The sequence below is a fragment of the Roseburia yibonii genome (assembly GCF_014297335.1).
Taxonomy (GTDB): Bacteria; Bacillota; Clostridia; order Lachnospirales; family Lachnospiraceae; genus Roseburia_D; species Roseburia_D yibonii.
On the sequence record NZ_JACOQH010000002.1, the window covers coordinates 237954 to 251978 of the forward strand.

A 14025-nucleotide genomic window follows, 5' to 3' on the forward strand; every position below is an offset into this window, starting at 1 on the left:
AAAAATGAAAAGTTTAAGACTGGATAAATATCTTGCCGATATGGGGATCGGAACAAGAAGTGAGATCAAGGAAAAAATAAAAAAAGGACTGGTTACGGTAAACGGGGAAACCGCCGGGCGACCGGAAGTCAGGGTGACGCCGGGAGAAGATCAGGTCACGGTAAACGGTGTGGTGGTCTCTTATGCCACATTTTCCTACTATATGTTAAACAAACCGGCGGGCTGCGTGTCCGCTACCGAGGACTTAAGACATGAGACGGTGCTCGATCTCATTGATGAACCGGGCAAAAAAGATCTGTTCCCGGTTGGCAGGCTCGATATCGATACCGAAGGGCTGCTCCTTATCACCAATGACGGGGAACTCGCGCACCGCCTGCTTGCCCCGAAAAAGCATGTGGCAAAAACTTATTTTGCCCGGATCCGGGGATGCGTGGATGAGACGGATGCAGCAAAGATGAATGAAGGATTGGATATCGGTGAAAAACGGCCGACACTTCCGGCAGAACTTGTGATCTTAAAGGCGGGTGACATATCGGAGATCATGCTTACGATCACGGAGGGAAAATTCCATCAGGTAAAGCGGATGTTTGAGACAGTCGGGAAGGAAGTCCTTTATTTAAAGCGGCTTTCCATGGGAACACTCACACTGGATGAGACGTTAGAGAGCGGACAGTACCGGCCGCTCACAGAAAAAGAAATCGAAGATTTGAAGGGAAATCAGACATGTTAAAAAATAAAAAAGCGGTGATATTTGATCTGGACGGCACGCTGGTGGATTCCATGTGGATGTGGAAGGGCATTGACATAGAATTTCTGGCAAAAAAAGGGCTTGCCTATCCGGAAGATTTAGAAGCAAAGATCGAGGGCATGAGTTTTGATGAGACGGCGGAGTACTTTGCAAAAGCATTTCCAATCCCAGAGACACCGGAAGAATTAAAAGTGATCTGGAATAATATGGCCCGGGAAAAATACGAAAAGGAAGTTCCTTTTAAACCTGGTGCGCTGAAATTTTTGCAGTACTTAAAGGCGAACGGGATCCGGACCGGGATCGCGACCAGCAATTCGAGAGACCTTTTAAACGCGGTTGCCACGGCACACGATCTGTATTCCTACATTGAGGTGTTTCAGACCTCGGATGAAGTCAAAAAAGGCAAACCGGCGCCGGATGTGTTTTTAAGTGCGGCGAAGCATTTAAAGGTTGACCCGGCGGACTGTCTGGTATTTGAGGACATTCCAAACGGCATTCTGGCAGGAAAAAACGCGGGGATGACGGTATGCGCGGTCGCGGATCAATATTCTGAGGATCTTATCGACACCAAAAAGAAACTGGCGGATTTTTATATTACGTCCTATGAGCAGGTACTGGATCATTCGTATGAGGATTTGAGAAATGAGTAACGGATTTTTACCAATTTCAAAAGAAGATATGGAAAGGGAACACATCACGCAGCTTGACTTTGTGTATGTGATCGGGGATGCCTATGTGGATCATCCCTCGTTCGGACATGCCATTATCAGCCGCATTTTGCAGCTGCATGGCTATACGGTCGGCATCATTTCACAGCCGGACTGGCGGGATAAGGACAGCATTTCGATCCTTGGTGAGCCGCGTCTCGGTTTTCTTGTGACTGCGGGAAACATGGACTCCATGGTAAATCATTATTCGGTGTCCAAACACAGACGGAACATGGATTCCTTTACCCCGGGCGGTGTGATGGGAAAACGCCCGGACTATGCGACGATCGTTTACTGCAACCTGATAAGGCAGACCTATAAACATACCCCGATCCTGATTGGCGGCATCGAGGCGAGCCTGCGCAGACTCGGACATTACGATTACTGGTCGGGCAGGGTGAAACGTTCGATCCTTTTAGATTCCGGTGCGGATCTTATCATGTACGGCATGGGCGAACGCAGTGTCGTACAGATCGCAGAAGCTCTGGACAGCGGACTTGCGGTCAAAGATATTACCTTTATTGACGGTACGGTTTACAAGACCAGAAACCGTGAGGATATCTACGATGCCATTGAGCTGCCGCACTTTGAGGAGATCAAGTCGGACAAGCGCGCCTATGCGAAAAGCTTTTATACACAGTACTGCAATACCGATCCGTTTTCCGGCAAGCGGCTCTTTGAAACGTATGACGAAAAAATGTTCGTTGTGCAGAATCCGCCGCAGAACCCGTTGTCAAAACTTGAAATGGATCAGGTATATGACCTTCCGTATATGCGGGCGTATCATCCGAGTTACGAGAGCGCGGGCGGCGTACCTGCCATTTCCGAAGTGAAATACAGCCTGATCAGCAACCGGGGCTGCTTTGGAGGATGCAGTTTCTGCGCGTTGACATTTCATCAGGGACGGATCATACAGGCGCGCAGTCAGGAGTCTATCTTAAAAGAAGCAAAAATGATCACGGAAGATCCGGGATTTAAAGGTTATATCCATGACGTCGGCGGGCCGACCGCGAATTTCCGCGCACCGGCATGCAAAAAGCAGCTCACCAAAGGCGCCTGTCCGAACAAACAGTGTCTGTTCCCGAAACCATGCGCAAATCTGATCGCAGATCACAAAGATTACATTGAACTGCTGCACAAACTGCGTGCGCTTCCAAAAGTAAAGAAGGTCTTTATCCGTTCGGGAATCCGATTTGATTATCTTCTGGCGGACAAAGACCGCACATTTTTGCGGGAGCTCTGTGAGCATCATGTGAGCGGGCAGCTTAAGGTGGCACCGGAGCATATTTCAGATGCCGTGCTGGAAAAGATGGGGAAACCGCCGGTTGCGGTTTACCGTGAATTTGTGAAAGAGTACAAAGCCATGAACGAGAAACTCGGGAAAAAGCAGTATCTTGTGCCGTATCTGATGAGTTCCCATCCGGGATCCACATTAAAGGAAGCCGTGGAGCTTGCGGAGTTTTTGCGGGATCTCGGCTATATGCCGGAGCAGGTGCAGGACTTTTACCCGACGCCGTCCACGATCTCGACCTGCATGTACTACACTGGGCTTGATCCGCGAACCATGCAGCCGGTCTATGTTGCGACCAATCCGCATGAGAAGGCGATGCAGCGTGCGCTGATCCAGTACCGGAATCCGGAAAATTATGATCTGGTACATGAGGCACTGATCAAGGCGGGGCGTGAGGATCTGATCGGATTTGACGAAAAATGTCTGATCCGTCCGCGTAAGTTAAAGAGTGAAAAAAGCGGAAAGCCACAGGCAAGAACGCAGTCCGGGCGCACGAAGCCAAAATATTCCGGAAATTCGGCGGGCAATTCCAATGGCGCAAAGAAAAAAAGTACCGGGCGTAAACCGATCCGCAACGTACACAAAAAGAAGCAGAAATAACAAAATGTTGGAGAAATCATGAAAGAATATATTATTGGGAAAAATGAGGCAAATCAAAGACTGGATAAATACCTTCACAAATTGCTGAAAGAGGCTTCAAACGGTTTCCTTTACAAGATGCTCCGAAAGAAGAACATTACCTTAAACGGAAAGAAAGCTGAGGGTGTTGAGAAATTACAGGAGGGGGATCATGTAAAGCTTTTTCTCTCGGATGAGACTTTCCTGAAATTCGCGGGTCAGCCGTCTGTGCATAAGGATGAAGCGAACGTGAAGTTAAAGCCGGTCTCCCTTTCAGTTGTTTATGAAGATGAGGATATTCTGATCATCAATAAACCGCAGGGGATGTTGTCCCAGAAGGCAAAGCCATCGGATGTTTCCGCCAATGAATATATTATGGAGTATCTGCTTGACACCGGCGCACTGACCGGGGAGGATCTGCGCACTTTCCGGCCATCCATCTGCAACCGCTTAGATCGTAACACATCCGGACTTCTGATCGCAGGAAAAAGTCTGCGCGGGCTGCAGGAGGTGGCAGAATGCTTAAAAGACCGGAGCATGAAAAAATATTACCGCTGTATCGTAAAGGGAACCGTTGCGGAGAAAAAGAAGATCACCGGCTATCTGAAAAAGGATGAAGGCAGCAATCAGGTTCAGATTTATTCGAAAGAAGTTCCGGACAGCAGGTATATCGAAACCGAATATACGCCGGTTGAAACGTTTCCGGACGCTACGCTCCTTGAAGTCCATCTGATCACCGGACGTTCCCATCAGATCCGTGCGCACCTGGCATCCATCGGCCATCCGATTGCCGGAGATGAAAAATACGGAGACCATAACTGGAACCTGACGTTAAAGAAAAAGTACGGCATCCGTGGGCAGATGCTGCATGCTTACCGCTTGGAATTCCCGGATGGGAGAAAAGTGACAGCGCCGGTGCCGGAGAGCTTTGAAAAGCTGGCAGGAGTTGACAGAAAAATTTTTCAAAGGGAATATGAACAGCGGTGACAGCAAAAAATATAGAAATGAAAGGAGCCGCTTCGTTATATGAATATTCGAAAAATGACGATTGAAGATATGTGTTTTACAACAGAAAAACAGGAATTTGATCGTAAAAGTGCGAGGATTACTGCAGCGACGATTGCAACACCAATGATAGCGTTTGCGAATGCCGATGGTGGACTGCTGGCGATTGGCATTGAAGACAATGGAAAAATTACGGGAATTGATGACTATTTACCGAATATCAATGAGATTCTGCGGGCTCCGTTTGATTTTTGCGTACCGACAATTCGTATTGAAACACAGACGATCGAATGTGTGGATGATAATGGAAAAAAGAACCATATTTTGCTGATCTATGTTCCACAGAGCAGTGAACTGCATGCAAATCACAGAGATGAAGTGTATTTACGTGTTGGTGATAAATCAAAAAAACTTACATTTGATGAACGCATGCAGCTTATGTATGCAAAAGGAGCAAGGTATTTTGAAGATGAACCGGTATATGGCACATCCATAAACGATCTTGATATGAACGAAGTTGCTGCATATTGCAAAAGAATCGGCTATGGAAAAACACCGGAGGAGTATATCCGTCAAAATAAAAGCTTTCTGGTGTCAGCCAACGGCAGGGAAGAGTTGAGTGGCGCGGCGATTTTGTTGTTTGGTAAAGAACCACAGCAATATTTTAAGCGTGCGCGGGTACGTTTTATCCGTTATGAGGGAACAGAAGCCAGGGTTGGTGCACAAATGAACGTGGTTAAGGATAAAATTTTTGAAGGAAGAATTCTTCAGATTGTGGAACAGTCTATAGATTTTGTCCGTGACCAGATAAAAGAACATACTTATCTTGGAAGAGAGGGAAAATTCGTTACGGAATCCGAATATCCCGAATTTGCATGGAAAGAAATCATTGTGAATGCGATCGCTCACAGGGATTACAGCATTAAAGGCACTGATATTCAGATAAAAATGTTTGATGATCATTTTACAGTGGAAAGTCCGGGCACTCTGCCCGGGATTGTCAGGATCAATAATATGCGGCAGGTTCATTTCTCAAGAAATCCGAAAATTGCAGAAGTGCTTCATGAATATGAATATGTGCGTGAATATGGGGAAGGTGTCGACCGGTTATATAATGAAATGAAAGAAGCCGGACTGCCGTCTCCGGAATACTATATGGAAGCTTTTATGCTTCACGCAACGTTAAAAAACAGGAAGTATGTGGAGCATGCCGTGGACACCACCCAAGTCGCCACCCAAGTCGCCACCCAAGTCACCACCCAAGTCGATATTTCCGATAAAATTACTGCGTACTGTAAGGAACCACGAAAAAAATCAGAAATTATGGCATATTGCGGTTATAAAAATGCAAAAAGTTTTACGAAAAAATATTTAAAACCGCTGATGGATCAGGGACTTATTACAATGACTATTCCCGATAAACCAAACAGCCAGAATCAGCGTTATATAACAACCGTTAAGTAGCCTCACCCGGTTGCACAAATGTTCTCCTTGCGGTATAATTTTCCTTAGAATGACAAAGACACTGGGGGATAGTATGGCAACCTGGAATTCAAGAGGTTTAAGAGGTTCCACCTTAGAGGAATTTATTAACCGCACCAATGAAAAATATCTGGAAAACGGACTGGCACTGATCCAGAAAGTGCCGACTCCGATCACACCGATCAATATTGACAAGCAGACCAGGCATATCACACTGGCTTATTTTGACCAGAGAAGTACGGTAGACTATATCGGAGCCGTGCAGGGCATTCCGGTCTGCTTTGACGCGAAAGAATGCAATACCGACACATTCCCGCTTCAGAACATCCATGAACATCAGGTGAAGTTCATGGAGGATTTTGAAAAGCAGGGCGGTATCGCATTTTTTCTTGTGTCTTTTACGGCAAGGGACGAATTTTATTACCTGCGGCTTGCCGAACTCTTAAAGTTCTGGAACCGCGCAAAGGAAGGCGGACGCAAGAGTTTCCGGCGCGAGGAACTGGATCCCTCCTTCTTTCTTTCGGTGGAACGGGGCGTTTTAGTGCCGTATCTGACCGGATTGCAGAGGGATTTGGATATGAGGGATTGACATTTTAGCGGTTACTGGATATAATAGGATAAGCATTTTGGCGTGGTAGCATGGTAGCACGCTAAAGTGGAAGCGAAAAAGTATAATTACAAAAGGGATTTGGAGGATTTTATGAGACAGCAGTTACTTCATACACCGGAGGGAGTCCGGGATATTTACAACGGGGAATGTGAGAAGAAAATGGTGCTGCAGGATCATCTGCGCAGTACCTTAAAGAACTACGGATATCATTTCATAGAGACCCCGACCTTTGAGTTTTTTGATATATTCGGAAAAGAGATCGGAACGATTCCGTCGAGAGAGCTTTATAAGTTCTTTGACCGGGAGGGCAATACACTGGTGTTACGCCCGGATATGACGCCATCCATTGCGCGGTGTGCGGTAAAATACTATATGGATGAGGATCTGCCGATCCGGCTCTGCTATATGGGAAATACATTCATCAATAATAACAGCTATCAGGGGCGTTTAAAGGAAAATACCCAGCTTGGCGCGGAACTGATCGGAGCGGATTCTGTGGATGCGGACGCTGAGATCATTGCAATGGCTGTGGAGTGCCTGCTCACTTCCGGGTTAAAGGAATTTCAGCTTGGAATCGGACATGTGGGATTTTTACAGGGTCTCATGGATGCCGCAGGGCTTGATGAGGAACGTGAGGAAGAGTTAAAGGATCTGATCTCGAACAAAAATTTCTTTGGCGTGGAGGAGTTTGTCGCAAACCTTTCACTGGCACCGGAATTAAAACAGATGTTTGGAAAGATCGGAACGTTTTACAATTCTGCGGAGGATCTGGCAGAAGTAAAGCAGCTGGCGGCAGGATATGACAAGATCTTACATGCGCTGGAACGTCTTGAGAAACTGGATGAAGTCTTAAAACTTTACGGTGTGGATAAATACGTTTCCTATGAACTCAGCGTGATCAGCAAGTATCATTACTACACCGGCATTATCTTCGCAGGCTATACGTTTGGAAGCGGAGAACCGATCGTAAAGGGCGGACGTTATGACGCGCTTTTAACACACTTCGGCAAGGAGTCACCGGCGATCGGATTCGCGGTCGTGATCGACCAGCTTTTAGCTGCTTTGTCCAGACAGAAGATCGAGGTTGAGACTAAAAACGAGACACAGCTTCTGGTTTATGATGAAGCGCATAAGAAAGAGTCGATCGAACAGGCGGGCGCGCTGCGGAAAAAGGGAAAGGCCGTAGAACTGATCCCTTATGATACCGCGCACGCGAAGGCAGATTATGAGGCTTATGCAAAGAGAACCGGAATTACGCATATTACATATAAGATTGGGGAATAAAAGATGGAAGACATGAGATACTTAACGTTCGCTTTAGGTAAGGGACGTCTTGCAAATAAAACACTGGAGACGTTTGAAAAGATCGGGATCACCTGTGAGGAAATGAAAGACAAAAATACCCGCAAGCTGATCTTCGTAAATGAGGAGTACAAACTGCGTTTCTTCCTGGCAAAGGGACCGGATGTGCCGACTTATGTGGAGTACGGCGCGGCTGATATCGGTATTGTCGGAAAGGATACGATCTTAGAAGAAGCCAGAAACATTTATGAAGTGCTTGATCTTGGATTTGGAAAATGCCGTATGTGCATCTGCGGCCCGGCGGAAGCAAAGGAACTGCTGCAGCATCATGAGCAGATCCGTGTCGCGACAAAATACCCGCGGATCGCAAAAGATTATTTCTATAACAAAAAGCATCAGACTGTTGAGATCATCAAGTTAAACGGTTCGATCGAGCTTGCGCCGATCGTAGGACTTTCCGAGGTCATCTGCGATATTGTGGAGACCGGTTCTACGTTAAGGGAAAACGGACTTGTAGTCTTAGAGGAGGTCTGCCCGCTGTCTGCCCGTATGGTGGTAAACCAGGTCAGCATGAAGATGGAGAACGAACGTATTACAAAACTGATCACCGACTTAAAGCAGGTATTAAGGGAGAATTAAAGGAAAGGAAGTTTGATCTGATATGAGAATTGTAAACTTAACCAAAGAAGCTACAGAAAACATTCTGGAAAATTTATTAAAACGCAGTCCGAACAACTATGGAGACTTTGAAGGCAGCGTGGCTGAAATTGTTGCAAATGTTCGAAAAAACAAGGATGAAGCTATTTTTGAATATTCAAAGAAATTTGACGGGGCTGACATCAATGCAGACAATATTTTAGTCACGGAGGAAGAGATCAAAGAAGCCTATGAGAAAGTGGATGAAACGCTTCTTAATGTAATGCGTAAGGCACTCGTCAATATCCGTTCCTACCATGAAAAGCAAAAGCAGAACAGCTGGATCGCAACCGAGGATAACGGAGCGATCTTAGGTCAGAAGGTGACACCGCTTCAACGTGTCGGCGTTTATGTTCCGGGTGGGAAAGCGGTTTATCCTTCTTCGGTACTCATGAACATTGTTCCGGCTAAAGTCGCGGGCGTGGATGAGATCATCATGACAACACCGCCGGGACGTGACGGAAAGGTAAATCCTTCCACACTGGTTGCGGCAAAAGAAGCAGGCGCAGATAAGATCTACAAGGTCGGCGGCGCACAGGCGATCGCAGCGCTCGCATTTGGAACCGAAAGTATTCCGAAAGTAGACAAGATCGTAGGACCTGGAAATATTTATGTTGCACTGGCTAAAAAAGCAGTGTTCGGTTATGTCAGCATTGATTCGATCGCAGGTCCGAGCGAGATCCTTGTTCTGGCAGATGAGACTGCGAATGCGCGTTATGTTGCGGCAGATCTGCTTTCCCAGGCGGAACATGACGAGATGGCTTCCGCGATCCTTGTGACCACGAGCCAGAAACTGGCAGAGGAAGTATCAAAGGAAGTGGACGGCTTTGTAGCAGAGCTTTCCAGAAAAGAGATCATCCAGAAATCCCTCGATCAGTTTGGATATATTCTTGTTGCCGATGATATGGAGACCGCGGTCGCGACAGCGAATGAGATCGCACCGGAACACCTTGAGATCATCACGGTAAATCCGTTTGAGACAATGACAAAGATCCGTAACGCCGGAGCAATCTTCCTTGGCGAATACAGCAGTGAACCGCTCGGCGATTATTTCGCGGGGCCAAACCATGTACTTCCGACCAACGGAACCGCAAAATTCTTCTCACCGCTTGGCGTGGATGCCTTTGTAAAGAAATCCAGTATCATTTCTTACTCCAGAGAGGCATTGCAGCCGATCTACCGTGACATCGTACAGTTTGCGGAGTGTGAGCAGCTTACCGCGCATGCAAATTCGATCCGTGTGAGATTTGAAGACAAAAAGAATTAAGGAGAGCGGCCATGGAACGTATCGCAGACTGTAAAAGAACAACAAAAGAGACAGATATCGCGCTGACACTTAACTTAGACGGCAGCGGAAAAGCAGATATTGACACCGGGATCGGTTTCTTCGATCATATGCTGGACGGCTTTTCCCGTCATGGCATGTTCGACCTTAACCTGAGGGTAAAGGGAGATCTGATCGTGGATTGTCATCATACGATCGAGGACACCGGCATTGTCCTTGGAACAGCGATCAAGGAAGCTGTGGGAGATAAGAAGGGCATGAAGCGCTTCGGAAGCTGTATTCTGCCCATGGACGAGACATTGGTGCTCTGTGCCGTTGATCTTTCCGGCAGGCCATATCTTTCCTTTGACGGAGAGTTTACGACAGATCGTGTGGGATATATGGATACAGAAATGGTAAAGGAATTTTTCTATGCCATTTCGTATACCGCCGGCATGAACCTCCATATCAAAGTGCTTTCCGGTGGAAATAACCATCACATGATCGAGGCAATGTTTAAGGCATTTGCAAGGGCGTTGGATGAGGCAACCGGTTTTGATCCGAGGATCACGGATATTTTATCGACGAAAGGCAGTTTATAGTAAGGTAGTATTTTATGGAAAAAAAGACCATTGTATCAACATTATATTTAAAGGACGGAGCTGCGGTAAACGGATTCCGGGATTTTACGTCTGCCGGGAATCTGTACTCCAAAGTACGTCTGTATAACGACAGCGGGATTGACAAGATCATCATCTATGATCTTTCAGAAGATGACAAAGAGCATGAAAAGAATATCCAGACAATAAAAAAGCTGGCGCAGAATATCGAGATTCCGATCTGCGCGGGCGGAAACATCAACCGGCTTGAAGATATTAAGAAAATACTTTATGCCGGATGTAAACAGGTCGTGTTAAACGCTTCCAAGCCGGAAACGGCACAGCTCGCGGATGAGGGAAGCAAGCGGTTCGGAAAGGAAAAAATGCTTTTATCCATTGAGAATGTGGATTACATTTTTAAGCATTCCGCGGAAATGACGGAAATGTTCCATGAACTGGTTGTCGTGGATCCGGCGATCGTAGAAGCAGTTGAGAGCATGACCCCGATCCCTTATATTGTGCAGACGGACAGCTATGAGGCAGATGAGATCATAGAAACACTGCGGAAAGTCAATGTGCGCGGGATTATGGGCGATTTCATCGGACACCCGGAGATCGACGTGATGGAGTTAAAGGCAGACTGCAGAGCTGCCGGGATCAAGATGGATAATTTTGAGCCTTCGGTTCAGTGGTCGGACTTAAAGTTAAATTCAGACGGCATGGTTCCGGTCATTGTGCAGGATTATAAGACAAACGATGTTTTGATGCTTGCCTACATGAACGAGGAGGCATTTAACACTACGATCAATATCGGAAAGATGACCTATTACAGCAGGAGCAGACAGGAACTCTGGATCAAGGGCATGACATCCGGTCACATTCAGTATGTGAAATCTTTAACGGCGGACTGTGATTATGACACCCTGCTCGCAAGAGTTTCACAGATCGGTGCCGCGTGCCATACCGGAAACCGTACCTGCTTTTTCAATGAGATCATCAAAAAAGAGTATGTGGAGAAAAATCCGCTCAAGGTGTTTGAGACGGTCTACAATGTGATTGCTGACCGGAAGGAACATCCGAGAGAGGGATCCTACACCAATTATCTGTTTGACAAGGGGATCGACAAGATCTTAAAGAAATGCGGAGAGGAATGCACGGAGATCGTGATCGCCGCAAAAAATCCGGATCCGGAAGAAATTAAATACGAAATTTCGGATTTCCTTTATCATGTCATGGTTCTGATGGTAGAAAAGGGCGTTACATGGGAGGAGATCACTGCGGAATTATCACAGCGATAAAGCGATTACAGAAGAAACTGCACACCAGCGATCAAAAGCGGTGTGCAGTTTTTCTTGACATCCTTGTGTCCGAACGTTATAATTTTAGATAGTTCACAAGTGAACCAAACGACGGAGACTACGGAAATGTATAAAGAATACGAAGTGCTTACGTTAGGAGCGGAATTGAAAAAGCTCCTGGAGAAAAAATCAGAACCGCTGATGCAAAAATACGGTCTGCGCAAGATCGAGCTGGATATCCTGGCATATCTGGCGAGCGGGCATTATGGTGATACCGCCAAAGACATCATGGGACAGAAACACATTTCAAAAGCACATGTGTCAAAATCCATTGATAACTTAAAGGCGCTTGGGTTTATCCGGCTGCATGAGGATCGGGAAGACCACCGTTTCAACCATATTTTCCTGATGGAGAAATCAGACGCGGTCATCAAAGATTTTTTGAAAGTACATGAAGAATGCTGGCATGTCCTGTTACACGGGATCAGCGAGGAAGAGAGGATCTTTTTGGACCAGATCTGCGGCAGGATGCAGCAGAATATTACGGAGGAATTGAGGAAATTGTAACTATGAGGTAATCGACTAGAAAGGATTGGGTGACAAATGGGAAATCGTGACAATGCTATTGACTATGCGAAAAAATTAGAAGGCCTGTGTATGCGAAATGACGCAGTTTCAAAGGAACTGTATCAGCAGTATGGCGTAAAGCGCGGTCTGCGTGACGAAAACGGAAAGGGGGTTCTGACCGGACTTACCAATATTTCGGAGATCACGGCTTTTAAAAATGTGGATGGAAAACAGGTTCCGTGCGACGGTCAGCTTCTGTATCGTGGCTATGATGTAAAAGATCTGGTAAAGGGAAGCAAAAACCGGCGCTTTATCTTCGAGGAAGGTGCTTACCTTCTGCTTTTCGGAGAGCTGCCGTCAACCAGACAGCTCAATGAATTTCGCAAGATCATTGCGGATTGTATGGAAATGCCGACGAACTTTACGAGAGACGTTATCATGAAAGCACCAAGCCATGATATCATGAACTCGATGACACGAAGCGTACTGACGCTTGCTTCCTATGATGACCATACGGCAGATCTCTCGATCAGCAATGTCTTACGCCAGAGCATTCAGCTGATCAGTCTGTTTCCGATGATGGCGGTATATGCTTATCACGCGTATAACCATTATGAGAATAACGACAGTATGTATATCCACCGTCCGGATCCGAATCTGTCGATCGCGGAAAATTTCCTGCGTATGCTGCGCCCGGATATGCAGTTCTCACATCTTGAGGCAAATGTACTGGATGTTGCGCTGCTGCTTCATATGGAGCATGGCGGCGGTAACAACTCCACCTTCACCACGCGTGTGGTAACGTCATCCGGTTCCGATACCTATTCCGCGATCGCGGCAGCGCTTTCTTCCTTGAAAGGAAAGAAACACGGTGGCGCAAACATCATGGTTATGAAAATGATGGAAGATATCCGCGCACATGTACCGAACGCGGAAAACGAATCGCAGCTGAGAGAGTATCTGGATAAGATCTTAAATAAACAGGCATTCGATCACAAGGGACTTGTCTATGGTATGGGGCATGCGGTATATTCGCTGTCCGATCCGCGAGAAGTGATCTTTAAGGACTTTGTTGAGCGGCTTGCGAAAAACAAAGACAGGGAAGAGGATATGGCACTTTATAACAATGTAGAAAAGATCGCCACGGAACTGATCGCCAAAGAACGCAAGATTTATAAAGGAGTAAGCCCAAACGTCGATTTTTACAGTGGATTTGTTTATGACATGCTTGGCATACCGGTTGAGCTGTATACGCCGCTGTTTGCGATCGCAAGAATTGTCGGCTGGAGCGCGCACCGGATCGAGGAACTGATCTCCGCAGATCGTATTATCCGTCCGGCATATCGGAGCCTCGTTGATAAAAAAGAATATATCGAGCGTGACGCAAGATAGAACGATGTCACAAAAAATAGAAGCTTTTATTTGCTTCTATTTTTTGTTATGGAAGAGGGAGGCGTCTCATATCCTGATATAAAGCAGGAAAAAATGTGAAGTTGACATAAAAATATTATGTAAACTTTCTGGATAATGGAGGCAGTATGACAGGAGAAGACATCCAAAACCGAAAAAGATATATTGAGGAGGTACGCAATTCCTTTCCGGAGTGTGGGATTGAAACGCCGGAACCGCCAAAAGCTGTCGCGTCCCCGGGAATCCGTCTGCGGCTCTTTTTTGCCGTTTCGCTCTTTGCGTTATTTTTTGCGGCACAAAAGAGTGATCTGCATATTTTCGGGCTTTCCACGGATGAGATCATTGAAAAGATAGAAGAAAACTATGATTATACAAATCTTGAAAAATATGTTATGATGATATTCGATTCCATCAATTTGTGAGGTAGA

14 protein-coding genes are annotated in these 14025 nt (G+C 46.3%); all 14 read left to right on the forward strand.

What is annotated here, in order from left to right:
• Positions 1-4 precede the first annotated feature (4 nt).
• Complete coding sequence (locus tag H8Z76_RS03960) at positions 5-730, forward strand: pseudouridine synthase (protein ID WP_186981725.1); 726 nt, start codon at positions 5-7, stop codon at positions 728-730.
• Positions 724-1398 (forward strand): HAD family hydrolase, encoded by a 675-nt coding sequence (locus tag H8Z76_RS03965; RefSeq protein ID WP_022515847.1) that lies wholly within the window; start codon positions 724-726, stop codon positions 1396-1398. Before H8Z76_RS03960 ends, H8Z76_RS03965 begins: the two co-directional genes overlap by 7 nt.
• Entirely contained in the window at positions 1391-3346 is a 1956-nt protein-coding gene (locus H8Z76_RS03970) for a YgiQ family radical SAM protein (RefSeq protein ID WP_186981726.1), read from the forward strand. Before H8Z76_RS03965 ends, H8Z76_RS03970 begins: the two co-directional genes overlap by 8 nt.
• Positions 3347-3364: 18 nt before the next feature.
• Entirely contained in the window at positions 3365-4351 is a 987-nt protein-coding gene (locus H8Z76_RS03975) for an RluA family pseudouridine synthase (protein WP_186981727.1), read from the forward strand.
• Between the two features lie 39 nt (positions 4352-4390).
• On the forward strand, positions 4391-5833 hold the full coding sequence (locus H8Z76_RS03980) for an ATP-binding protein (protein WP_243240415.1): 1443 nt from the start codon (positions 4391-4393) through the stop codon (positions 5831-5833).
• Between the two features lie 73 nt (positions 5834-5906).
• Positions 5907-6440, forward strand: a complete 534-nt coding sequence (locus H8Z76_RS03985; RefSeq protein ID WP_147618072.1) for a Holliday junction resolvase RecU — start codon at positions 5907-5909, stop codon at positions 6438-6440.
• A 111-nt stretch (positions 6441-6551) separates the two neighbouring features.
• Positions 6552-7745, forward strand: a complete 1194-nt coding sequence (gene hisZ / locus H8Z76_RS03990; RefSeq protein ID WP_022515795.1) for an ATP phosphoribosyltransferase regulatory subunit — start codon at positions 6552-6554, stop codon at positions 7743-7745.
• Positions 7746-7748: 3 nt separating this feature from the next.
• Positions 7749-8402 carry an ATP phosphoribosyltransferase gene (hisG, locus tag H8Z76_RS03995; RefSeq protein WP_022515794.1) on the forward strand — a complete coding sequence of 218 codons (654 nt, stop codon included), beginning with the start codon at positions 7749-7751 and terminating at the stop codon, positions 8400-8402.
• 22 nt (positions 8403-8424) lie between these two features.
• Positions 8425-9726 (forward strand): histidinol dehydrogenase, encoded by a 1302-nt coding sequence (gene hisD, locus H8Z76_RS04000; protein WP_186981728.1) that lies wholly within the window; start codon positions 8425-8427, stop codon positions 9724-9726.
• Positions 9727-9737: 11 nt separating this feature from the next.
• Positions 9738-10325, forward strand: coding sequence for an imidazoleglycerol-phosphate dehydratase HisB (gene hisB / locus H8Z76_RS04005; protein ID WP_022515792.1), 588 nt, complete (start codon positions 9738-9740; stop codon positions 10323-10325).
• Between the two features lie 14 nt (positions 10326-10339).
• The gene (gene hisIE, locus H8Z76_RS04010) at positions 10340-11620 is read left to right on the forward strand and encodes a bifunctional phosphoribosyl-AMP cyclohydrolase/phosphoribosyl-ATP diphosphatase HisIE (protein WP_022515791.1); all 1281 of its coding nucleotides are present in this window, start codon (positions 10340-10342) and stop codon (positions 11618-11620) included.
• A 126-nt stretch (positions 11621-11746) separates the two neighbouring features.
• Positions 11747-12187 (forward strand): MarR family winged helix-turn-helix transcriptional regulator, encoded by a 441-nt coding sequence (locus H8Z76_RS04015; RefSeq protein WP_022515790.1) that lies wholly within the window; start codon positions 11747-11749, stop codon positions 12185-12187.
• A gap of 36 nt (positions 12188-12223) precedes the next feature.
• Positions 12224-13579, forward strand: a complete 1356-nt coding sequence (locus H8Z76_RS04020) for a citrate/2-methylcitrate synthase (protein WP_186981729.1) — start codon at positions 12224-12226, stop codon at positions 13577-13579.
• A 146-nt stretch (positions 13580-13725) separates the two neighbouring features.
• Entirely contained in the window at positions 13726-14019 is a 294-nt protein-coding gene (locus H8Z76_RS04025; RefSeq protein ID WP_022515788.1) for a hypothetical protein, read from the forward strand.
• Positions 14020-14025 lie beyond the last annotated feature (6 nt).